Genomic DNA, 22,718 nt, shown 5'->3' with positions numbered 1-22,718 from the left:
CGGCACGGGGCTCTTCCCCCCTCCGGCGTCTACGCGGACATCGGCCGCTGCACCCGGATCGACTGCAACAGTCCCACCGCCAGCCATACGGCGAACATGGAGGAGCCGCCGTACGACACGAACGGCAGGGGCAGTCCCGCGACCGGCATGATGCCGAGGGTCATGCCGATGTTCTCGAAGGACTGGAAGGCGAACCAGGCGATGATGCCCGCGGCGACGATCGTGCCGTACAGCTCGGTCGTCTCCCGGGCGATCCGGCAGGCCCGCCACATGACGACGCCGAGCAACACGATGATCAGACCGGCGCCGACGAAACCCAGCTCCTCACCCGCGACCGTGAAGACGAAGTCGGTCTGCTGTTCGGGGACGAACTGGCCGGTGGTCTGCGAGCCGTGGAAGAGTCCCGCGCCGGTGAGTCCGCCGGAGCCGATCGCGATACGAGCCTGGTTGGTGTTGTAGCCGACGCCCGCGGGATCGAGGCTGGGGTTGGCGAACGCGGCGAAGCGGTTGATCTGGTACTCGTCCAGGATGTGCAGCTGCCATATGGCGAGCGCGCCCATGGCGCCCGCGCCGAGCAGACCGAAGACCCAGCGGTTGGAGGCGCCGGAGGCCAGCAGCACGCCGAGCACGATGATGACCATGACCATGACCGAGCCGAGGTCGGGCATCAGCATCACGATCAGCATCGGGACGGCGGCCAGCCCCAGGGCCTGGGCCACGGTCCGGTGGTCGGGGTGCGGCTTGTCGCCCGCGTCGACCCGGGCGGCGAGCAGCATGGCCATGCCCAGGATGATCGTGATCTTCACGAACTCGGAGGGCTGGAGGGAGAAGCCGCCGCCGAAGACGATCCAGGCGTGCGCGCCGTTGACCGTCGCGCCGAGCGGGGTGAGCACCAGCAGGATCAGGAAGACCGAGATGCCGTACAGGATCGGCACGGCCGTGCGCAGGGTGCGGTGACCGAGCCAGATCGTGCCGATCATCAGGGCGAGCCCGATGCCGGTGTTCATCAGGTGGCGGATCAGGAAGTAGTACGGGTCGCCCTGGTTGATCTCGGTGCGGTTGCGGGTCGCCGAGTAGACCAGGGCGGTGCCGATCAGGGACAGGGCCGTGGCCGACAGCAGTATCGGCCAGTCGAGCCGGCGGGCCAGGCCGTCGCGGGCGAAGATCCGTGTCCAGCCGGCCCGGTCGGGGCCGTACCCGGAGACGGAGAAGTTGTTCGCTCCGGTCATGTGAGGATCCTCCGCCTCTTCTTCGGGCGGGCCGAGCGCCTGGTGGTGCGGCGGTTGCTCGCGGTGGGCGAGGGCACGGTGGCCGACGGGTGGTCGGTGGGGGTTCCCCGCTGGTCCTGGTCGGTCGCCTGGTCGGCGTTGGGGTCGTACTTCTCGATCTTCTGGGCCTCGATCGAGCCGTCGGGGCGGATCTTGGGCAGACCCTGCTGCGGGGTGGGGAGCAGCGCCTTGCCCTTGTCGATCGAGCCGTCCTTCTGGACGCCGTAGAGGGCGTCGTAGATGTGGTGCACGGCCTCACCGGAGGCGCCGGATCCGGTACCGGCCTGGGAGATGGTCATGACGACGGCGTAGTCATTGGAGTACGTGGCCAGCCATGAGGTGGTCTGCTTGCCGTAGACCTCGGCGGTACCGGTCTTGGCGTGCAGCGGGATCTTGTCCTGCGGCCAGCCGCCGAACTTCCAGGCGGCGGTACCGCGGGTCACGACGCCCGCGAGCGCCTCGTTCATGACGTCCCGGGTCCTGCCGTCGATCGGCAGCCTGCCGTGCGACTTGGGCTTGATCTCGGTGACGTTCTTGCCGTCGGGGCTGATGATCGCCTTGCCGATGGTCGGGTTCCACAGCGTGCCGCCGTTGGAGATCGCCCCGTAGATGACGGCCTCCTGTATCGGCGTCAGGAGCGTGTCGCCCTGGCCGATGGAGTAGTTGATCTCGTCACCCTCGCGCATCTTGTTGCCCTCGAGGCAGTTCTCGTACGCGATCTTCTCGACGTAGTCGCCGTCCTTCTTGCCGGTCTTGCACCAGGCGTCCTTGTTGGCCTTCCAGTAGTCCTGCTTCCACTGGCGGTCGGGGACGCGGCCGGAGACCTCGTTGGGCAGGTCGATGCCGGTGGGCTTGCCGAGGCCGAACTGGTGAGCGGTCTTGAAGAACCAGTCCTTGGGCTGCCCCTTCTTGGGGTTGATGCCGCCGTCCTTCTTCCACTCGTTGTCCGCGAGACCGTAGAAGACGGTGTCGCAGGAGACCTCGAGGGCGCGGCCGAGCGAGATCGGGCCGAAGTTCTCTCCCTCGAAGTTCTTGAAGACCTGTCCGCCGACCGAGTACGAGCTGGTGCACGGGTAGTGGCCGTCGAAGTCGTAGCCGGCCTGGATCGCGGCGGCGGTGGAGACCACCTTGAAGGTGGAGCCGGGCGCCGACTGGCCCTGGATGGCCCGGTTGAGCAGCGGGTAGTTGGAGTCCTTGCCGGTGAGCTGCTGGTAGTCCTTGGCGGAGATGCCGCCCACCCAGACATTGGGGTCGTAGGCCGGGGCGGACGCCATGGCGACGATCCGGCCGGTCTTGGCCTCCATCACGACGACGGCGCCGGAGTCCGCCTTGTACTTCTCGCCGGTGATCTTGTCGAACTGGTTGCGGGCGGTCTTCATCGCCGTGTCCAGCTCGTACTCGGCGACCCGCTGGACGCGCGCGTCGATGCTGGTGACCAGGTTGGAGCCGGGCTCGGCGGCGTCGCTCTTGGCCTTGCCGAGGACACGGCCGAGGTTGTCGACCTCGTAGCGGGTGACGCCGGCCTTGCCGCGCAGCACCTTGTCGTACTGGCGCTCGATTCCGGAGCGGCCGACCATGTCGGAACGCAGATAGGGCGAGTCGGTGTCCTTGGCCTTCTGGATCTCGTCGTCGGTGACGGGCGAGAGATAGCCGAGGACCTGGGCGGTGTTGGCCTCGCCGGGGGCCGGGTAGCGGCGCACGGCCTCGGGTTCGGCGGTGATGCCGGGGAAGTCCTCGGAGCGCTCGCGGATCTGGAGGGCCTGGCGGGGGGTGGCCTCGTCGGTGATGGGGATCGGCTGGTACGGGGAGCCGTTCCAGCAGGGCTGCGGCGTCTTGGCGTCGCACAGGCGGACCTTGCCCATGACGTCCTGCGGCTTCATGCCCAGGACGCCGGCCAGCTTGGTGAGAACCGCCTTGCCGTCGTCCTTCATCTTCAGCAGGTCGGTGCGGGAGGCGGAGACCACCAGCCGGGTCTCGTTGTCGGCGATCGGGACGCCCCGTGCGTCCAGGATCTCGCCGCGCACGGCGGGCTGGACCACCTGCTGGACGTGGTTGCCGGAGGCCTCCTTGGCGTATTCGGTGCCGTTGCGGATCTGGAGGTACCAGAGGCGGGCGCCGAGGGTGCCGAGGAGGGAGAGGACGAGGATCTGGATGACGACCAGCCGGATCTGGACGCGGGGCGTCCGTCCGGTCTCGGGGATGTTAGTCATCGGCGGAGCCCGCTTTGTCGAGGGTGGTCACGGGAGACGGGTGGGTGTGGGTCACTGCCGCCGTCCCCTTTGCCTGCAGGTAGATGTTGTACGAGTACACGGCCGGCCTGTGCGACCGGACGGCCAACTCCGTGGAGGTCACAGCCGCTTGACCCCCTTGATACGTCCCGCCCGGGCCATCCGGGCCCTGGCCGCCTTGACCCGCAGCACCCCGCGCTGGCTGCCGATGCGCAGTCCGGTACCCGCGGAGAGCCAGCCGGGCGAGACGTCGGCGGCTTTGGCGGAGCTGGTCTCGGCGAGCGGGTCGTTGCCGATCCGGCGGGCCAGCCCCATGATCCCGGGCACCACGAAGGGCGCGAGCAGCAGGTCGTACACGGCGGCCGTGACCAGCAGGCTGGTGAGGCCGACATGGCGGGCGGCGGTGTCGCCGACGAGGGCGCCCACGCCCGCGTACAGCAGGGTGGAGCCGATCGCGGCGACGGCCACCACGGCCATCGGGCCGCTGGCGGACTTCAGGCGGCCGTTCTCGGGACGGGCGAGTCCGGCGAGGTAGCCGATGACGCACAGGACGAGGGCGTAGCGGCCGGCGGCGTGGTCGGCGGGCGGGGCGAGGTCGGAGAGCAGACCGGCACCGAAGCCGATGAGACATCCGCTGACGTGGCCGTAGACCAGGGCGAGGCCGACGACGGTCAGGAGCACCAGGTCCGGGACGGCACCGGGCAGGTGGAGGCGGGCGAGGACGCTCACCTGGATCACCAGGGCGACGACCACCAGAACGGTGGAAAGCAGCATCCGGTTGAGGCGCATCTGGTTCGGCTCCTAGGGCGTCTGCTACTCGTCGTCGTCGGACGCCAGGTCGTCCTCGGAGGCCTGGCCCCCGGCGAACGCCGAGGGCGTGACGGTGACGGTCACGGTCGGGGTGGGCGTCGGCTGGGGTTTGGGGGGAAGGACGGTGTCGCGCGGGTCCTTCTTCGGGGCCTGGACGACCACACCCACGATGTCGAGGCTGCTGAAGGACACGAACGGCTTCACGTAGACGGTGCGGGTCAGACCGCCGCCGGACGGGTCGACGCGGGAGACCACGCCGACCGGGACACCGGGCACGAACGGCTTGTCGGCCTCGGAGCCGAAGGTGACGAGGCGGTCGCCCTTCTTCACGTCGGCCTTGCCGTTGAGGAGCTGCACACGCAGCGGGCGGTCGCCCTGCCCGGCGGCGAACCCGAGTTCGTCACTGCCCTCCATACGGGTGCCCACCGTGAAGTCGGGGTCGTTGGCCAGCAGCACGGTGGAGATGTGCGGGCCGACGGTGGTGACGCGGCCGACCAGTCCGTCGCCGTTGAGGACGGTCATGTCGCGCTTGATGCCGTCCTTCGCGCCCACGTCGATGGTGACCGTCCAGGAGAAGCCCTGGGCCGCTCCTATCGCGATGACTTCGGCACCTTTGATCCCGTACTGTCCCTCGCCCGCCACCCGGATCATGTTGTCGAGCTGCTTGAGCCGGCTGCGGTTGCGGTCGTCGCTGCCCAGTTTGGCCTTCAACGTGGCGTTCGAGCGCTCCAGTTGGGCGATGCGATCATGCCGCCTGCCGGAGTCGCGTACGGCCGCGACCGCGTTGCCGACGGGGTCGACGGCGGACGACATCCCGTTCTCGATCGGGCCGAAGACCGTGGCGGCGGCTTGGCGGGCACCTTCGACCGGTGAGTCCTGGCCGCCGCGGATATCCACCGTGATCAGCGCGAACGCGATGGCGATCAGCAGCACCAAGAGCAGCCGGCTCTCTCGTGTGTCCCTCACGTGCGGCGGCCGTGCCTTCCTCGTCGGAATTCGTAGCGGAAACCCGGGTGATTATGGGTGGTTATAGGGGCTTATGCCTCTATATCAACGATCCGCCGCACGAGAGGAGATCGTCTCGTACGGCGGATTCGGCGCGTCGCCTCATCTGCGGGGCTGGGCGTCCAGCACCTGCTGGAGCGCCTCGAATTCCTCGACACACTTGCCCGAGCCGAGCGCCACGCTGTCCAGCGGGTCCTCGGCGATATGGATCGGCATGCCGGTCTCCCGGCGCAGCCGCTCGTCGAGCCCGCGCAGCAGGGCGCCGCCGCCGGTGAGGACGATGCCCCGGTCCATGACGTCACCGGACAGCTCCGGCGGGCACTTGTCGAGGGTCGTCTTGACCGCGTCCACGATGGCGTTGACCGGTTCCTCGATGGCCTTGCGGACCTCGGCCGCGGAGATGACCACGGTCTTGGGCAGCCCGGAGACCAGGTCCCGGCCGCGGATCTCGGTGTGCTCGTCGGCGTCGAGGTCGTACGCGGAACCGATCGTGATCTTGATCTGCTCGGCCGTCCGCTCACCGAGGAGGAGGGAGTACTCCTTCTTGACGTACTGGATGATCGCATTGTCCAGTTCGTCACCGGCGACGCGGATGGACTGGGCGGTGACGATGCCGCCGAGCGAGATGACCGCGACCTCCGTGGTGCCGCCGCCGATGTCCACCACCATGTTGCCCGTGGCCTCGTGGACCGGCAGGCCCGAGCCGATGGCGGCCGCCATCGGCTCCTCGATGATGTGCACCTGGCGGGCCCCGGCCTGGGAGGACGCCTCGATGACGGCGCGGCGCTCGACGCCCGTGATGCCCGACGGCACACAGACGACCACTCGCGGGCGCGCCAGATACCGCCGCTTGTGGATCTTCAGGATGAAGTAGCGGAGCATCCGCTCGGTGATCTCGAAGTCGGCGATGACGCCGTCCTTGAGCGGGCGCACGGCGACGATGTTGCCCGGCGTCCGGCCGATCATCTTCTTGGCTTCCGCACCGACCGCGAGGATGCCGCCGGTGTTGGTGTTGATCGCGACGACCGACGGCTCGTTGAGCACGATCCCGCGGCCCCTGACGTACACCAGCGTGTTGGCGGTCCCGAGGTCGACAGCCATGTCACGGCCGATGAACGACATTGAGTTCCCCATCAGGATTCGTCTGGCCTTCCCAAGTTGAGCGCGTGACGGCTTTTGTTGGGGCGGCGAAGTGGGTGCTGTGACGTGAAGGCTTACATCGTAGTCTCGCCCGCACGAAACACTGCGCGAGGGTCTTCGCCATTGTCAGCAGATGACGCGTCGCCTCGCTCCTGGAGACGGGCGTTCGGGGGTAGCCGTTCCCCCGAACGGCACGCATATGCCAAGGAGCGGCCGGGTTTGTACGACCGGTTTTCACGGCCGCCCTTGGTCACGCGTCCGAGTGACGTGGAAAACCCTCAGGAATTGTTCACATGGCGAGATCAAGAGTTCATCATCCGGACGCCGGGAGACGTCCGGACACTCAGAACCGGCCCGGGAAAAAGATCTTCAGCTCGCGCTCGGCGGACTCCTCCGAGTCGGAGGCGTGCACCAGGTTCTCGCGGACGATCACACCGTAGTCGCCGCGGATGGAACCGGGCGCGGCGGCGATCGGGTCGGTCGGCCCGGCGAGCGCGCGCAGGCCCTCGATGACCCGCTCACCCTCGACGACGAGCGCGACGACCGGACCGGAGGCCATGAAGTCCACCAGCGGCTCGTAGAAGGGCTTGCCCTTGTGCTCGCCGTAGTGCTGCTCCAGCGTGTCCTGGTCCAGGGTGCGCATCTCCAGCGCGCTGATGGTCCAGCCGGCCTTGCGCTCGATGCGGCTGATGATCTCGCCGATCAACCCGCGACGGACGGCGTCGGGCTTGAGGAGGACGAGGGTGCGCGAGGTCACGAGAGGGCTCCTTCATCAAGGTGGTGCGGTGCGTAGAGGGTACAGGGCGGTTTTGAGTGACCGTTACGCAGCGTCAGGGCGGCCCCCGGGCCCCGAGGAGCTACGGGGCCGCCGGGCTGCTCTCGTTGTCCTGAAGCGCCGCGAAGCGGGCCTTGGCCTCGTCGATCTTTCTTCCGTAGTGCACCGACGCCCACCACAGCGCCGCGAAGATCGCGCCCATGAAGTACATGGCCGGCACGATGAACCCGGAGGCGATCAGCGCGATCTGGAGGGCCCAGCCCATCTGGACCCCGCCGGGGCGGGTGATCAGGCCGCACAGCAGGATGCTCAGCGCCATCGCGATGCCGCTGAGCGTCCAGACCGTGGTCGTGGACAGGTTCGGGTCCTTCATGGCGACCAGACCCGCGAAGCCGATGACGAAGAACTCGCCGATCAGGGTCGAAGCACAGAGCGTACGCACGACAGAGTCAGCCCTTCCCCAGGAGCAGTCGGGCCTCGCCGACGGTGATGACGGAGCCGGTGACGAGCACCCCGGCGCCCGCGTACTCCCCCTCCTCCTCGGCGAGGGTGATCGCGGCCTCGAGCGCGTCGGGCAGCCGCGGCTCGACCTGGACGCGCTCCTCGCCGAAGATCTCCACCGCGATCGCGGCCAGCTCGTCGGCGTCCATCGCCCGATGGCTGGAGTTCTGGGTGACGACGACCTCGGCGAAGATCGGCTCGAACGCCTCCAGCAGGCCCCGGACGTTCTTGTCGGCGCTCGCGCCGACGACCCCGATCAGCCGGCTGAAGTCGAACGCCTCGCTCACCGCCTCGGCGGTGGCGCGGCCGCCCGCCGGATTGTGGGCGGCGTCCAGGACGACGGTCGGGGAGTGGCGTACGACCTCCAGACGGCCCGGGGACGACACCGACGCGAACGCCTTGCGGACGGTGTCGGCGTCCAGCGGCTCGGGGCGCTGCGAGCCCACGCCGAAGAACGCCTCGACGGCGGCGAGCGCCACGGCGGCGTTGTGGGCCTGGTAGGCACCGTGCAGCGGCAGGTACACCTCGTCGTACTCGCCGCCGAGGCCGCGCAGCGTGAGGAGCTGGCCGCCGACCGCCACCTGCCGGGAGACGACCCCGAACTCCAGCCCCTCGCGGGCCACGGTCGCGTCGACCTCCACGGCCTTCTTCAGCAGCACCTGGGCCGCGTCGACCGGTTGCTGGGCCAGGACGACGGTGGACCCCTGCTTGACGATGCCGGCCTTCTCCCGGGCGATCTCCGCGGGCGTACCGCCGAGCCGGTCGGTGTGATCCAGGTCGATGGGGGTGATGACGGCGACGTCCGCGTCGATGACGTTGGTGGCGTCCCAGCTGCCGCCCATGCCGACCTCGACGACCGCGACGTCGACGGGCGCGTCCGCGAACGCCGCGTACGCCATGCCGGTGAGGACCTCGAAGAAGGACAGCCGGTACTCCTGCGAGGAGTCGACCATCTCGATGTACGGCTTGATGTCGCGGTACGTCTCGATGAACCGCTCGGCGGAGACGGGGGTGCCGTCGAGGCTGATCCGCTCGGTGACCGACTGGACGTGCGGGCTGGTGTACCGGCCGGTGCGCAGTTCGAAGGCGCCGAGTAGTGCCTCGATCATGCGGGCGGTGGAGGTCTTGCCGTTGGTGCCGGTGATGTGGATGGACGGGTACGAGCGCTGCGGCTCCCCCAGGACGTCCATGAGGGCCGAGATCCGGGCGACGGACGGCTCCAGTTTGGTCTCGCCCCAGCGGGTGGCCAGCTCCGTCTCGACCTCGCGCAGGGCCTGGTCGACCGCGGGGTCGGCCGGGCGCGCAGGGGCGTCGTCCTGCGCCGGGCCGCCGTGGGTGCGGAGGGTACGGCTGCCGGCCTCGATCACCGCGAGATCGGGGTCCCGGTCCGTCTCGGCCGCGACGATCTCTTCGAAGGGATCGCTCTCATTGGGGTCGCGCTGGGGCAGGTCACTCACGAGCCCAGTCTACGGAGGACGGGTGACGAACCGGCGAAGGCCCCCGGGCCGTGAGCTTGAGTTCCAGTGCCGGGGGCCTTCGGTTGCCGTCGGGCGGCTAGGCGGCGGGGAGCCGGTCCAGCTGGGCCTGGATCCGTGCGATGTCGTCCTCCGCCTTGGCGAGCCGGGTGCGGATCTTGTCCACGACGTGGTCCGGGGCCTTCGCCAGGAACGCCTCGTTGCCGAGCTTGGCGGTGGCCTGGGACTTCTCCTTCTCCGCCGCCGCGAGGTCCTTGGCGAGCCGCTTGCGCTCCGCCGCCACGTCGATCGTGCCGGACAGGTCCAGCGCGACCGTGGCGCCGGCGACCGGCAGGGTCGCCGTGGCCGTGAAGGTGCCGCCCTCCGGCTGAAGGCGCAGGAGCTGGCGGATGGCGGCCTCGTGCGGAGCCAGGGCCGTGCCGTCCAGGGTGAGTCGGGCCGGGACGCGCTGGCCGGGCTGGAGGCCCTGGTCGGCGCGGAAGCGGCGCACCTCGGTGATGACCGACTGGAGGGTCTCGATCTCCCGCTCGGCGGCCGCGTCACGGAAGCCGCTGTCGGTGGGCCACTCGGCGATGACGACCGACTCGCCGCCCGTGAGGGTGGTCCACAGCGTCTCCGTGACGAACGGGACGATCGGGTGCAGCAGCTTCAGCGTGACGTCGAGGACCTCGCCGAGGACGCGCTTGCTGACCTCGGCCGGCTCGCCGCCCGCCTGGAACGTCGTCTTGGACAGCTCGACGTACCAGTCGAAGACCTCGTCCCAGGCGAAGTGGAAGAGGGCGTCGGACAGCTTGGCGAACTGGAAGTCCTCGTAGAGCGCGTCGACCTCGGCGACCACGGAGTTGAGGCGGGACAGGATCCAGCGGTCCGTGGCCGACATCTTCGCGGCGTCCGGCAGCGGGCCCTGGACCGTCGCGCCGTTCATCAGCGCGAACCGTGTGGCGTTCCAGATCTTGTTGGCGAAGTTGCGGGAGCCCTGGACCCAGTCCTCGCCGATCGGGACGTCGACACCCGGGTTGGCACCGCGGGCCAGGGTGAACCGGAGCGCGTCCGACCCGTACTTGTCCATCCAGTCCAGCGGGTTGACCGCGTTGCCGAAGGACTTCGACATCTTCTTGCCGAACTGGTCGCGGACCATGCCGTGCAGGGCGATGGTGTGGAACGGCGGGGTGCCGTCCATCGCGTACAGGCCGAACATCATCATCCGGGCGACCCAGAAGAAGAGGATGTCGTAGCCGGTGACCAGGACGGAGTTCGGGTAGAACTTCGCGAGGCTCTCCGTCCGCTCGGGCCAGCCCAGCGTGGAGAACGGCCACAGGCCGGAGGAGAACCACGTGTCGAGGACGTCGGTGTCCTGGTGCCAGCCCTCGCCGCTCGGGGGCTCCTCGTTCGGCCCGACGCAGACGACCTCGCCGTTCGGCCCGTACCAGACGGGGATCCGGTGGCCCCACCACAACTGCCGTGAGATGCACCAGTCGTGGAGGTTGTCGACCCAGTCGAAGTACCGCTTCTCCATCTCCTGGGGGTGGATCTTGACCTTGCCCTCGCGGACCGCGTCACCGGCGGCCTTGGCGAGCGGGCCGACCTTGACCCACCACTGCATGGACAGGCGCGGCTCGATGGTGGTCTTGCAGCGCGAGCAGTGGCCGACCGAGTGGATGTAGGGCCGCTTCTCGGCGACGATCCGGCCCTCGGCGCGCAGGGCGGCGACGATGGCGGAGCGGGCCTCGAAGCGGTCCAGGCCCTGGAAGGGGCCGTGAACGGTGATGACGGCGTGCTCGTCCATCACGGTGATGGCGGGCAGGTTGTGGCGCTGGCCGATCTCGAAGTCGTTCGGGTCGTGGGCCGGGGTCACCTTGACCGCGCCGGTACCGAACTCGGGGTCGACGTGCTCGTCGGCGACGACGGGGATGGAACGGTCGGTGAGCGGCAGCTTGATGAGCTTGCCGACCAGGTGCTTGTACCGCTCGTCGCCCGGGTGGACGGCGACCGCGGTGTCACCGAGCATGGTCTCGGCGCGGGTCGTGGCGACGACGATGGTGTCGTCCCCGTCCCCGTACTTCATGGAGACGAGCTCGCCGTCGTCGTCCTGGTACTCCACCTCGATGTCGGAGATCGCCGTGAGGCAGCGCGGGCACCAGTTGATGATGCGCTCGGCGCGGTAGATCAGCTCGTCGTCGTAGAGCCGCTTGAAGATGGTCTGGACGGCCTGGGAGAGCCCCTCGTCCATGGTGAAGCGCTCACGGGACCAGGCGACACCGTCCCCGAGGCGCCGCATCTGCCCGGAGATCTGCCCACCGGACTCTGCCTTCCACTGCCAGACGCGCTCGACGAAGGCCTCGCGCCCGAGGTCGTGGCGCGACTTTCCCTCCTTGCCGAGCTCCCGCTCCACGACGTTCTGCGTGGCGATGCCGGCGTGGTCCATGCCGGGCTGCCACAGCGTCTCGTAGCCCTGCATGCGCTTGCGGCGGGTCAGGGCGTCGATGAGGGTGTGCTCGAACGCGTGCCCGAGGTGCAGGCTGCCGGTGACGTTCGGCGGCGGGATGACGATGGTGTAGGGCGGCTTGTCACTCTTCTCGTCCGCCTCGAAGTAACCGCGCTCTACCCAGCGCTCGTACAGCGGCCCCTCTACATCGGCCGGCGCGTACTGGGTCGGCAGTTCGGTGTCGGGCGCTGATGGCTGCTGCTGAGCGTTCTCGGTCACGGGGTCAGTTTAGAGGTGTCACGACCCCGTCCCGAAACGCGATTCTTCGGTAACGGTGAACCCACGGGCGCCCCCGGGCCCCTCCGCTTGCGCCAGGATGTCGGACACGCACAGGCATCCGGAGGGGAACCCAGAAGATGAGCCACAACCAGCCGGGCCCGTACGGCGGGCAGCCCCAGCAGCCCGGACCGTACGGTCAGCCGGGCCCCTACGGCCGGCCGCCGCAGGCACCCCAGCCCGGCTACGGCTATCCCCCGCAGGCCCCCGGGGGTGCCCCGCCCCAGCAGAACCCTTACGGCCAGCAGCCGCCCACACAGCCGTACGGCCAGCAGCCGCCCCCGTACGGCCAGCAGCCGCCCGCACAGCCCTACGCCCAGCCGCCCGCACAGCCCTACGCCCAACCGCCCGCGCAGGCCTACGCCCAACCGCCCGCACAGCCCTACGGCCAACCGCCCGCACAGCCCTACGGCCAGCCCCCGTACGGCCAGCAGCCCTACGCCGTACCGCAGCCCCCGGCGCCGGGCGGCGGCAAGAAGAAGACGGCGCTTTTCATCATCGGTGCGGTGGCGGTCGTGGCGGCCATCGCGGTGGGCGCGTCCCTCGTGCTCGGCGGGAGCGGGGGCGGCTCGGTCGCCGACGACGGCCCGCACAAGCTGACGGCACCGGCGGCGGTCATCGGCGGCACGTACAAGAAGGCGGGCGACTCCCCCGGCAGCATGTCGAAGAGCGACGTCAGCAAGGCCGAGTCGTGGGGGGTGAAGAACCCGAAGAACGTCGGCGCCGGTTACACCTCGGGATCGGGTCTCACCCAGAAGCGCCTGATCTTCTCGGGCGTGTACGGGACGATCGACGACCCGGAGAAGGTCGTGGACGCGATGTTCGCCCAGATGAAGTCGGAAGCTCAGAAGGACTCGACTTCCGGTGCCAAGCTCGTCGGCAGCCCGGAGACGGTCGAGCCGTCCGGCTTCTCGAGCGGAGTCATGAAGTGCCAGTACCTCCAGAGCACCCAGTCGGGCAAGACCAGCAAGATGCCCTTCTGCATCTGGGGTGACCACAGCACCCTGACCTACGTGCTGTCGTACGACATCGCGAGCCTGGCCTCCGGCCGGACCACATCGATCGACGACGTGGCCGATCTGACCACCAAGCTCCGCAACGACGTGCGGGTCAAGGCCTAGCCGGCTGCCGAGGGGCGCCGGGCCGGACGGCGGGGCGCCCACCGGTCATCGGGGAACGCCGGTGCCCGGCACTGCACATGTGCCGGGCACCGTCTGTGTCTTGCGGGCGTTTACGCCGTCTTCTGCTCCCCCGCCCCCCGGCCGCGGGCGTCCCTCGGGATCAGGGTGGGGTTCACGTTGCGCAGGACCACGTCGGCCGTGATGACCACGCGGGCCACGTCCTTGCGGGACGGCACCTCGTACATCACCGCCTGGAGGACCTCCTCCATGATGGCGCGCAGGCCCCGGGCGCCCGTCTGGCGGAGGATGGCCTGGTCCGCGATGGCCTCCAGGGCCTCGCGCTCGAAGTCCAGCTCCACACCGTCGAGTTCGAAGAGGCGCTGGTACTGCTTGACCAGCGCGTTGCGCGGCTCGACGAGGATCTGCAGGAGCGCCTTGCGGTCGAGGTTGTGGACCGAGGTGATGACCGGGAGACGGCCGATGAACTCCGGGATCATCCCGAACTTCACCAGGTCCTCGGGCATGACGTCCTCGAACTGGTCCTTGGACTCCAGCTCGCGCTTGGAGCGGATCGTCGCGCCGAAGCCGATGCCCTTCGCGCCGGCCCGCGACTCGATGATCTTTTCCAGGCCCGCGAACGCGCCGCCCACGATGAACAGCACGTTCGTCGTGTCGATCTGGATGAACTCCTGGTGCGGGTGCTTACGGCCGCCCTGCGGGGGCACCGAGGCCGTCGTGCCCTCCAGGATCTTCAGCAGGGCCTGCTGGACGCCCTCACCGGAGACGTCGCGTGTGATGGAGGGGTTCTCGCTCTTCCGGGCCACCTTGTCGATCTCGTCGATGTAGATGATGCCCGTCTCGGCCTTCTTGACGTCGTAGTCGGCGGCCTGGATCAGCTTCAGGAGGATGTTCTCGACGTCCTCGCCCACATAGCCCGCCTCCGTGAGCGCCGTGGCGTCGGCGATGGCGAAGGGCACGTTCAGCATGCGGGCCAGGGTCTGGGCCAGAAGGGTCTTGCCGGAGCCGGTGGGGCCCAGCAGCAGGATGTTCGACTTGGCCAACTCGATGGCGTCGTCCCGGCCTTGGGCACCGCCGTTCTCACCGGCCTGGACCCGTTTGTAGTGGTTGTACACCGCGACGGACAGGGCCTTCTTGGCCGCCTCCTGGCCGACCACGTACCCCTCGAGGAACTCGTAGATCTCGCGGGGCTTGGGGAGTTCCTCCCAGCGCACCTCGCTCGTCTCCGCGAGTTCCTCCTCGATGATCTCGTTACAGAGATCGATGCACTCGTCGCAGATGTACACACCGGGGCCTGCGATGAGCTTCTTGACCTGCTTCTGGCTCTTGCCGCAGAACGAGCACTTGAGCAGATCGCCGCCGTCACCGATGCGTGCCACGGTGTGCTTCCCCTTCGCCTGGGAGACGCCTTACGTCCAGCGGCTCCTGGTGCTGCCTTATGTCCGACGGTACCTTGCCGGGCCCCCCGTTCGGGCCCCCCTTGGCACGGTTCACTTTGACGTGCACCGTTTCAAACCGTGCCGAGGGGCGGCCCGACGGTACGGGCCCGGCGGCGATACGCCTTTAGCGGACCGCGGTGTTGTTCATCTTCCGGGTGGAGATGATCTGGTCGATCAGGCCGTACGACAGCGCGTCCTCGGCCGTGAGGATCTTGTCGCGCTCGATGTCCTCGCGGATCTTCTCGATCGGCGTGTTCGAGTGCTTCGCCAGCATCTCCTCGAGCTGCGAGCGCATCCGGAGGATTTCGTTGGCGGCGATCTCCAGGTCGGAGACCTGACCACGGCCCGTCTCGCTGTAGGGCTGGTGGATCAGCACCCGGGCGTTCGGGAGCGCCATGCGCTTGCCCGGGGTGCCCGCGGCGAGCAGCACCGCGGCGGCGGAGGCGGCCTGGCCCATGCAGACCGTCTGGATGTCCGGCTTCACGAACTGCATCGTGTCGTAGATGGCCGTGAGCGCGGTGAAGGAACCGCCGGGGCTGTTGATGTAGACCGAGATGTCCCGGTCGGGGTCCATCGACTCCAGGCACAGCAGCTGCGCCATGACGTCGTTGGCGGAGGCGTCGTCGATCTGGACGCCCAGGAAGATCACGCGCTCCTCGAAGAGCTTCGCGTACGGGTCGTACTCGCGGATGCCCTGCGAGGTGCGCTCCACGAAGCGCGGGATGACGTAGCGGGACTCGGCCGTGGGGCCGGTGTACTCGGCGCGCGTGCGGTCGTGGAGGCCGCTGCCGGGGAAGTCGTTCACGATGTCTCCTGAGAGGGGCTGAGGCGGTGGCTGGGGGCTGGAGGGGCGCTGGGGGCCGTCAGGGGACCCGGTGGGACCGTCACGGCGGCAGGGGACCCGGGCGGGCGCCCAGGGGTCTGTGCCGGCCGCTCGAGGCCCGGCGAGCCCTTTACGAGCCCGCCCCGGTGCCTCCGCCGCCCGGCATGCCGGCAGCAGTGGTGATGACCTCGTCGATCAGGCCGTATTCCTTGGCCTCCTCGGCGTCGAACCAGCGGTCGCGGTCCGAGTCGCGGGTGATCTGCTCGACCGACTGACCGGTGTGGAAGGAGGTGAGCTCGGCCATGCGCTTCTTGGTGTGCAGCAGCCGTTCGGCGTGGATCTTGATGTCCGACGCGGAACCGGCGAGGCCGGCCGAGGGCTGGTGGATCAGGATCTCGGCGTTGGGCAGGGCGAAGCGCTTGCCCGGGGTGCCCGCGCTGAGCAGGAACTGCCCCATGGACGCCGCCATGCCCATGGCGATCGTCACCACGTCGTTCTTGATGTACTGCATGGTGTCGTAGATCGCCATGCCGGCCGTGATGGAACCACCAGGGCTGTTGATGTACAGGTAGATGTCCTTGTCCGGGTCGGAGGCAAGGAGCAGCAGCTGTGCGGTGATCTTGTTCGCGATGTCGTCGTCCACCGGCTGGCCGAGGAAGATGATCCGCTCGTTGAGCAGCCGGTTGTAGACCTGGTCGCCGAGGCCGCCACCGATGGAAGGCTCGCCGGCGGCGGAGGGCATCAGATTCGTCACGTATCCACCTGCTCGTCTTACGACGGCGCGGGGCCGTCTCACGTGTTCTGCTGGGGCGTGGGACCCCTGTGCGTCCCCTGAGGGGCGGCTTCGGGGACTCCCCTGCCCTCGTATTCATGGACCCTAACGCGCAGGCAGTCGGGTGCCATCCCGCTTCCGCGGGTGTTCGCTGTCAGCGCATGGGCCTCAACGGTGCGGGACCCGGCGCCGGGGGCGCCGTCGCCGGGCTCCGCGCCGGGCCCGGTTCCATTGTCGCCGCGAGTGGTCCGGTGGTCGCGTCGGTGGGGGTCGTTCGTGGACGCCCGCGCGGTTCCCCGCGCCCCTTGCTCGGCGGGGCACCGCGCGGCCCGTGGTGTGCGGACGGCGACGGGCCCCGGGCGCGCTGTGCGTCCCGGGGCCCGTCTGTGGCCGGTGATTCCGGAGAGGGTTACGCCTCCGGCTTCTCCTCGGTGGCCTCGGTGGCCTCGGCGGAGCCCTCCGCCTCGTCCTCGTCCTCGTCGTCCAGGTCGACGATCTCGCCGTTGGTGTCCTTCACCGTGGCGGCCTCGACGACGACCGCCAGGGCCTTGCCGCGGGCGACCTCGCCGACCAGCATCGGCACCTGGCCGCCCTCGACGACCGCCTGGGCGAACTGGTCGGGGGACATGCCGGAGGAGGCCGCGCGCCGCATGAGGTGCTCGGTCAGCTCCTCCTGGTTGACGTTCAGCTTCTCCTTGTTGACCAGCTCGTCGAGCACGAACTGGGTCTTGATGCCCTTGATCGCGGCCTCGCGCGTCTCGGTCTCGAACTCCTCGGCGCTCTTGCCCTGGATCTCCAGGTAGCGGTCGAGGGTCAGACCCATCTGGCCGAGCTGGTGGTGCTCGAGGTTGTGCTTACGGGTGTTGATCTCGTCCTCGAGGAGCTTCTCGGGGATCGGGACCTCCACCAGCTCGAGCAGCTTGTCCAGGACACGCTCCTGGGCCTGGGTGGCCTGGTCGTACTGCTTCATGTTCTGGAGGCGCTTGCGGCTGTCCGCCTTCAGCTCCTCCAGCGTGTCGAACTCGGAGGCGAGCTGCGCGAACTCGTCGTCCAGCTCGGGCAGTTCCCGGGAGGCGACCTGGGTGACCTTGACCGTCACCTCGGCCTCCTTGCCGGCCGCCGAACCGCCCTTCAGCTCGGAGGTGAAGGTGCCCTCCTCGCCGGCCGAGAGGCCCTTCACGGCGTCGTCGATGCCATCCAGCAGCTCACCGGAGCCGATGGTGTAGGAGACGTCGCTGGCGACGCCGTCCTCGAGGACCTCGCCCTCGACCTTGGCCTCCAGGTCGACGGTGACGACGTCGCCGTCCTCGGCGGCGCGCTCGACCGGGCTGGTCGACGCGAAGCGCTCACGCAGCTGCTGGACCGACTTCTCGATGTCCTCGTCGGTCACCTCGACCGCGTCGACCTCGACCTCGATGCCGGAGTAGTCCGGGATCTCGATGGCCGGGCGGATGTCGACCTCGGCGGTGAAGGACAGCAGCTCGTTGTCCTTCAGCTCCTTGATGTCGACCTCGGGCTGGCCCAGCGGGTTCAGCTCCGCCTCGTTGACCGCCTCGGTGTAGAACTTGGGGAGCGCGTCGTTGACGGCCTCCTCCAAGACCGCACCGCGGCCGAACCGCTGGTCGATGACGCGGGCCGGGATCTTGCCCTTGCGGAAGCCCTTCACCGTGACCTGCTGGTTGATCTTCTTGTACGCCGCGTCGAGGCTGTCCTTGAGCTCCTCGAAGGGCACCTCAACAGTGAGCCGAACCCGGGTCGGGTTCAGGGTCTCCACGGCGCTCTTCACGGTTCGGTCTCCTTGTGGCTGACTTCTTGGGGTTCTGCCGAGCTGCCCCGCCCTGGCGGGCGTGCCTTCGGCGGATTCGCGGGCCCCTGCCTGAGAGACGTGGCAGTGCAGACACACGGGCGCGCAGCTTGCATAGTAACCGCAGCCACGGGGCGCCCCAAAAGGCGATCATGCGATGCGGCGCCGGGCGGCGCCTGCCGGTTGGTCGGGGTGGCGGGATTTGAACCCACGGCCTTCCGCTCCCAAAGCGGACGCGCTACCAAGCTGCGCCACACCCCGTCTGGTGCGACACGTAGGGTACATGCCCGAACAGGTCGCGTCGGCCGCTTTGTCGTCGGGTTTGTCGTCGGTTTGTCGTCGGGTTTGTCGTCGGGCGTCCGCGCGGATCAACGCGTTGGCCTACGGGGTGGGCGACCCGCTACGATGCCTCCTGTGCCGCGGTCACCGACCAGCGGCGCGTCCTGTTGCGGGCGTAGCTCAATGGTAGAGCCCTAGTCTTCCAAACTAGCTACGCGGGTTCGATTCCCGTCGCCCGCTCTTATGGCTCAGGGCCAGGTCAGAGGGTCGATCCTCCGCCTGGCCCTGACGCATTTCCGACCTTCGTCCGGCCCTACGTGCCCGTTGCGTGCCCGTTCGGTCTCTGATCTTGCTTGCGCGCCTGCTCGACAACCGCGCTCACGGCCTGGCCGATCAGACGCTCTCGCTCGGCCGTGGCGTGCTGGTAGATCAGCGCGGCCCGAGCGGTGCTGTGCCCCATCCTGGTCATCAGCTCGCGCGTGCTGGCGCCCGTCGCCGCAGCGAGGGTGTTCCCCGTGTGTCGTAGATCATGGAAGTGCAGGCCCTTGATCCCGACCTCATCGCACGCCTTGCGCCACAACTTGTTGAAGTGGTTCCGGCGTGGCGTGGCCTTCTTGGCCCCGATGAACACTCGGCCGTCAGGGCCCGCTTCGGCGAAGATCGCGAGGTGATTGGCCAGGTCCGCGACGATCACCGCAGGGATGGAGACGGTGCGCTTGCCCGCAGCGCTCTTGGGCTCCTTCAGCACGTGCTTGCCGCCATGGAGTTCCGCGACGTTCCGGCGGACACGCACAGTACCGGCGTCGAGGTCGAGATCCCGGCGGCGCAAGCCGAGCAGCTCGCCCCAGCGAAGCCCCGTGAAGGCCGCCAGGAGGACGAGCGCCCGGTACCGGGGCTGCATCGCCCCCGCGAGGGCGTAGACCTCCTGCACGGTCGCCGTGGGGCGCTCAGGGGTCGGAGCCTGGCTCGCGCCTTTGACCCGGCACGGATTCCGCCGGATCAGCCGGTCTTCCACGGCGGTCATCAGCACAGCCCGCAAGAGCGCGTACGACTTGGCCACCGAGGAGGCGCCGGCCCCCGCACCGAGACGGGCCACCCGCCAGGCCCGGACCATGGCCGGGGTGATGTCGCCCAGGGCGACGCTCCCGAAGGTGGGCGCGAGGTGGTTCCGCAGCAACGACCGGTAGAGGTCAGCGGTCGAAGGGCTGATACCCCGCTCCGTGATCCAGGTCGCCGCATACGTGCCGAAGGGCACCTCGGCCGCATCCGGGTCCGTCCAGTCCCCCGACCGAACCTCGGCCTGCATCTCTGCCAGCCAGTCATCCGCCTCCCGCTTGGTGCGAAAGGTGTGCGGTGCCGGGCGGTCAAGGCCGTCAGGAGCAAGGTAGCGAGCCTGGTACCGGCCGGACGGCAGCTTGCGCACACGGCCGAACGACCGCTTCCTGCCCGGCATCAGGCCACGCTCCTCAGCCGCCGGGACGTCGGCGCAACGGTGTTGGCCTCGATGAACGCCGCGACAGCACCCTCAGGGATGCGCACGTGCCGACCCACCTTGACGTACTCGATGCGCCGCTCCTCGATGAGCCGCCGAGGAAACCGAACTGTGGTGCCGAGGAGCTCGGCGACCTGGTCCACGGTGAGCAGCCGATCCATGGTCACCGCTCCCCCGCAGCCTCAAGATCCGGCAGCTCGGCCAGAACCTCACGAGCGATCTCACGGTTCAGCCGGATGTCCCGAGCGATCGACTCAGCCAGCCAGGATTCGCCAGGGGTGTGGCCCTGTCCGGCGAAGGTCCAGTGCGCGAGCACCAGCGTGGAACCCTCCGTATCGTCGAGGTCTTCGGAGAACCCGCGCTCCTGGCGTTCCTGCCGGGCGCGGTAGTCGGCCCGCACCTGGCGCAACGCGCCGAGGGTGGTCGAGTAGCGGCGCGACTTGGTGGAGAAGTGCCCGCGGAAGCCAAGCATGTGAGCCCAGCGCCACAGCAGTCGATCCGGGTACGCGTCATCGAGCGCCCAGCACGCCTCGATGAGCCGTCGCGTGTGCGCGGGCAAGGTGAGCTTGTCCAGCTCCGAGAGCTCCCCGATCCGGCGGTCGACCGTGCCGGTCGTCTCGGCCGCCTTGGTGGCGTACTTGGCCACGTACGAGGCGACGGCCTGTTCGGTCAGTTCCTCGCGGCCCAGGGCGCCGATGGCCTGCACGTCGACCTGGGAGCCCCAGCGCAGGACGCGGGCCGGGAAGTCACCGGCCGCAGGCACCGGCACCACGACACGGGCGGCGGCAACCCGGATCGAGGCGTCCAGGAGAGCGATGGTGGCCCATGCCGGCGGATGCGCGCCGGGGCCGTCTGGACCGTCGAGCCGAACCACGGCATGGAAGTGCACGGCCCCGCGCTTCTGGAACTCGGCGACCTTGCCGAAGGAGACCCGGCACACCTCCTTGAGCGCCGATTGAGTCAGGCCCGCCTGCGCCGCGATCTCCCGACGCAGATAGATAGTGAAGCGCCGCCACAGGTCCCCGGCGTGGTTGTTCCACAGCACCGACCCGGCGTAGTCGTACCGCTCCGGGTCGAGGGCCGTGCCGAGCGCCGGGTCACCCTCGGCGTGTTGGGCACCGCAGCGGCAGCGCCCCATGTCGGGCCGGTTGTGGACGGGCCCGAACGAGGGTGCGGTGAGGGTGGCGAACACGCGCGGGTGCTCCCGCACGGTCGCGGGCACGTCCTTGCGGTCGTCGCCCGTGATCCCGACCCGGATCAAGTGGTAGGTGTCTCCGGCATACGTCCAGGCGCACGAGGGACAGCGAGAGGCCCGCCGGTTGCCGCAGGCCACCCGGAGCCGCCCGCCCGGCTCCTGCTCGGTCGAGTACGAGTAGAGGACATCACCGGTCTTGGCATCCCGGGTGACGGTCTGACCGACGAGGTGAATCGGGTTCGAGCACCCGCCCGTGCGGCGGATCTGTTCCTGCCAGCGGTCGAAGCCGGGGGCGTTGGCGACCCGCAGCAGATCGGCCAGCGTCAGGGGATCGGTGCCCAAGGAGGCCGCAGCACCGGCCACGGCCTCCGGGGCGACGGGAAACACCGTCATCCGGCCACCGCCAGCGAGGCACGGGCCACCGCGTGGACCTCACACGGCCGGTACAGCGGACCCTCGTCGTCGAACTCCTCCGGGGTCAGCGGCACCAGGCCGGTGTGACCGCCGTTGAACGGCCAGCGCGCCATCCAGCACGCGCACGGGACACCCGACGGGTCCGCGCACCACTCCCACCGGCCACGGAAGGACGGCACGCAGATGCAGGGCACCAGCGCACCCGGCAGGCCCGACATCTCCCCACCGTCCACGGTCACCAGCGAGCCGACGCAGTCCGAGCACCGCTCGTCATCCTCGACCGGACGTGCGATGTGCAGAATCTCAACGGTTCCAGCCATGATGGAACTTCCCTTCCTGGGAGCCAGGGGCGGCGGTTCTTCTTGGCGGTTGAGCGCCGCCCCTGGGCAAGGCGTAGTTCGTGCCGGATCACACCTGTCGGAGCGTGGGGCACAGCTCTATAGTGTTTTAGAGCACCTGGAAGCGTCAAGAGGGTGTTCTAAAGTGCTCTAGAAGGGAGCTGTGCACATGACCGGGAACTCGCCCGCCTTGCCGCCGTATCGGCGCATCGCGGCGCAGATCAAGGGCCGGATCGAGCGTGGCGAGTTGCAGCCCGGAGATCGCATCCCGTCGGTCCGCGAGATCGTGCGCGACGAAGGCGTCTCAGTGGCTACCGCTACGCGAGTCGCGTCCGTTCTGCGGGCAGAGGGATACGCAGAGACCATCCCAGGAATTGGAACGGTGGCGCGTATGCCTAGCAAGCTCACGACCGGCCCCGACCGGCTTCAGTTGCAGCGGACCACTGGAAGTGGCTTCAAGCCGGGCGAACGAGTGGAGATCATCAGCGCTGAGATGGTGCCCGCAAGCGCCGAAGTGGCGGATGCACTAGAGGTAGAGGTAGGGACCCAAGTGGTCCAGCGCCGACGCCGGTATCTGGACGAGGATGGGGTAGTTGCCCTGTCCACTTCGTGGCTTCCGGGGGAACTGGCCGAGGCCGCACCCGAGCTGATCTCGACTGGCCCGCTCCCGAAGATGACGTTCGGTCTGATCGAGGACCGGACGGGCCGCCGAGCAGTCAAGCGCCGGGACACGGTGTCGATCGAGGAGCTCCCGGAGGACGTTGCGCCGCTCCTGGACCTTGACCCCGGCACGCCTGTACTGAGCATGGCCAACCACTACTGGGACCAGCACGGACAGATCACCGAGTACGCCCGTGACTTCATGGGGCCGGGACGTGTTCTTGCAGCGGAGTACGACCTTCAGTAGTCCGCCCAAGCGCCAGGGTGCTTGACGGGCCCCAGGCCCAGTTACAGGTTTCTCTACCTCATCAAGCACCCGTCGTCGCTTCGCTCCTCCGGGCGGGCGCGGGCGGCCGGCGGCGCCCGCGCTCATGTCTCCGCCCCGCTCGGCACCGCCGGC

General features: G+C 68.9%; 19 protein-coding genes and 2 tRNA genes. 3 read left to right on the top strand and 18 right to left on the bottom strand.

Features of this window, described 5'->3' with window-relative positions:
* Positions 1-29 precede the first annotated feature (29 nt).
* The 9 genes from rodA to ABZ876_RS25365 all read right to left on the bottom strand — a co-directional run bounded on the left by rodA (position 30) and on the right by ABZ876_RS25365 (position 11,906).
* Positions 30-1,229: a rod shape-determining protein RodA gene (rodA, locus tag ABZ876_RS25405; RefSeq protein WP_361785495.1), complete on the bottom strand. Its 1,200-nt coding sequence runs from the start codon at positions 1,227-1,229 to the stop codon at positions 30-32.
* Positions 1,226-3,478 (bottom strand): penicillin-binding protein 2, encoded by a 2,253-nt coding sequence (gene mrdA, locus ABZ876_RS25400; RefSeq protein WP_361785492.1) that lies wholly within the window; start codon positions 3,476-3,478, stop codon positions 1,226-1,228. The genes rodA and mrdA overlap by 4 nt, the downstream gene beginning before the upstream one ends.
* 138 nt (positions 3,479-3,616) lie before the next feature.
* A complete protein-coding gene (gene mreD, locus ABZ876_RS25395) occupies positions 3,617-4,285 on the bottom strand; it encodes a rod shape-determining protein MreD (protein WP_361785489.1) in 669 nt (222 codons plus the stop codon).
* A gap of 24 nt (positions 4,286-4,309) precedes the next feature.
* The gene (mreC, locus tag ABZ876_RS25390) at positions 4,310-5,272 is read right to left on the bottom strand and encodes a rod shape-determining protein MreC (protein ID WP_361785486.1); all 963 of its coding nucleotides are present in this window, start codon (positions 5,270-5,272) and stop codon (positions 4,310-4,312) included.
* 141 nt (positions 5,273-5,413) lie between these two features.
* Positions 5,414-6,433, bottom strand: coding sequence for a rod shape-determining protein (locus ABZ876_RS25385; protein ID WP_234515679.1), 1,020 nt, complete (start codon positions 6,431-6,433; stop codon positions 5,414-5,416).
* Positions 6,434-6,794: 361 nt separating this feature from the next.
* Positions 6,795-7,208, bottom strand: coding sequence for a nucleoside-diphosphate kinase (ndk, locus tag ABZ876_RS25380; protein ID WP_361785483.1), 414 nt, complete (start codon positions 7,206-7,208; stop codon positions 6,795-6,797).
* 100 nt (positions 7,209-7,308) lie between these two features.
* Positions 7,309-7,668 carry a DUF4233 domain-containing protein gene (locus tag ABZ876_RS25375; RefSeq protein WP_361785480.1) on the bottom strand — a complete coding sequence of 120 codons (360 nt, stop codon included), beginning with the start codon at positions 7,666-7,668 and terminating at the stop codon, positions 7,309-7,311.
* A 7-nt stretch (positions 7,669-7,675) separates the two neighbouring features.
* Positions 7,676-9,184, bottom strand: a complete 1,509-nt coding sequence (locus ABZ876_RS25370; RefSeq protein ID WP_361785477.1) for a folylpolyglutamate synthase/dihydrofolate synthase family protein — start codon at positions 9,182-9,184, stop codon at positions 7,676-7,678.
* A 97-nt stretch (positions 9,185-9,281) separates the two neighbouring features.
* Entirely contained in the window at positions 9,282-11,906 is a 2,625-nt protein-coding gene (locus ABZ876_RS25365; RefSeq protein WP_361785474.1) for a valine--tRNA ligase, read from the bottom strand.
* A gap of 137 nt (positions 11,907-12,043) precedes the next feature.
* Between ABZ876_RS25365 and ABZ876_RS25360 the strand changes: the two genes are divergently transcribed.
* A complete protein-coding gene (locus tag ABZ876_RS25360; RefSeq protein WP_361785471.1) occupies positions 12,044-13,084 on the top strand; it encodes a hypothetical protein in 1,041 nt (346 codons plus the stop codon).
* 110 nt (positions 13,085-13,194) lie between these two features.
* Here the strand turns inward: ABZ876_RS25360 and clpX are convergent, their stop codons facing one another.
* The 5 genes from clpX to ABZ876_RS25335 all read right to left on the bottom strand — a co-directional run bounded on the left by clpX (position 13,195) and on the right by ABZ876_RS25335 (position 18,201).
* Positions 13,195-14,481, bottom strand: a complete 1,287-nt coding sequence (gene clpX, locus ABZ876_RS25355; RefSeq protein ID WP_361785468.1) for an ATP-dependent Clp protease ATP-binding subunit ClpX — start codon at positions 14,479-14,481, stop codon at positions 13,195-13,197.
* A 184-nt stretch (positions 14,482-14,665) separates the two neighbouring features.
* Positions 14,666-15,346, bottom strand: coding sequence for an ATP-dependent Clp protease proteolytic subunit (locus ABZ876_RS25350; protein ID WP_361785465.1), 681 nt, complete (start codon positions 15,344-15,346; stop codon positions 14,666-14,668).
* 148 nt (positions 15,347-15,494) lie between these two features.
* On the bottom strand, positions 15,495-16,106 hold the full coding sequence (locus tag ABZ876_RS25345; protein WP_361785889.1) for an ATP-dependent Clp protease proteolytic subunit: 612 nt from the start codon (positions 16,104-16,106) through the stop codon (positions 15,495-15,497).
* Between the two features lie 439 nt (positions 16,107-16,545).
* Positions 16,546-17,922 carry a trigger factor gene (tig, locus tag ABZ876_RS25340; protein ID WP_361785462.1) on the bottom strand — a complete coding sequence of 459 codons (1,377 nt, stop codon included), beginning with the start codon at positions 17,920-17,922 and terminating at the stop codon, positions 16,546-16,548.
* A 202-nt stretch (positions 17,923-18,124) separates the two neighbouring features.
* Positions 18,125-18,201 (bottom strand) — tRNA-Pro (locus ABZ876_RS25335).
* Between the two features lie 187 nt (positions 18,202-18,388).
* Between ABZ876_RS25335 and ABZ876_RS25330 the strand changes: the two genes are divergently transcribed.
* Positions 18,389-18,459 (top strand) — tRNA-Gly (locus ABZ876_RS25330).
* A gap of 73 nt (positions 18,460-18,532) precedes the next feature.
* Here the strand turns inward: ABZ876_RS25330 and ABZ876_RS25325 are convergent.
* Genes ABZ876_RS25325 through ABZ876_RS25310 form a run of 4 tightly spaced genes read right to left on the bottom strand, consistent with a single transcriptional unit; the run spans position 18,533 to position 21,640 of the window.
* Complete coding sequence (locus ABZ876_RS25325) at positions 18,533-19,672, bottom strand: site-specific integrase (RefSeq protein ID WP_361785460.1); 1,140 nt, start codon at positions 19,670-19,672, stop codon at positions 18,533-18,535.
* Positions 19,672-19,872 carry an excisionase family DNA-binding protein gene (locus tag ABZ876_RS25320; protein WP_361785457.1) on the bottom strand — a complete coding sequence of 67 codons (201 nt, stop codon included), beginning with the start codon at positions 19,870-19,872 and terminating at the stop codon, positions 19,672-19,674. Before ABZ876_RS25320 ends, ABZ876_RS25325 begins: the two co-directional genes overlap by 1 nt.
* 2 nt (positions 19,873-19,874) lie before the next feature.
* Positions 19,875-21,299, bottom strand: coding sequence for a replication initiator protein RepSA (gene repSA, locus ABZ876_RS25315; RefSeq protein WP_361785454.1), 1,425 nt, complete (start codon positions 21,297-21,299; stop codon positions 19,875-19,877).
* Positions 21,296-21,640: a hypothetical protein gene (locus ABZ876_RS25310; protein WP_361785451.1), complete on the bottom strand. Its 345-nt coding sequence runs from the start codon at positions 21,638-21,640 to the stop codon at positions 21,296-21,298. Before ABZ876_RS25310 ends, repSA begins: the two co-directional genes overlap by 4 nt.
* A gap of 187 nt (positions 21,641-21,827) precedes the next feature.
* On the opposite strand from ABZ876_RS25310, the gene ABZ876_RS25305 reads away from it, so the two are divergent.
* A complete protein-coding gene (locus ABZ876_RS25305) occupies positions 21,828-22,565 on the top strand; it encodes a GntR family transcriptional regulator (protein WP_361785448.1) in 738 nt (245 codons plus the stop codon).
* The last annotated feature ends 153 nt before the right edge of the window (positions 22,566-22,718 follow it).

The sequence above is a fragment of the Streptomyces sp. NPDC046931 genome, assembly GCF_040644655.1.
GTDB lineage: Bacteria > Actinomycetota > Actinomycetes > Streptomycetales > Streptomycetaceae > Streptomyces.
The sequence above is the reverse complement of the archived record's forward strand: the minus strand, read 5'-3'. Positions and strand labels throughout refer to the sequence as shown.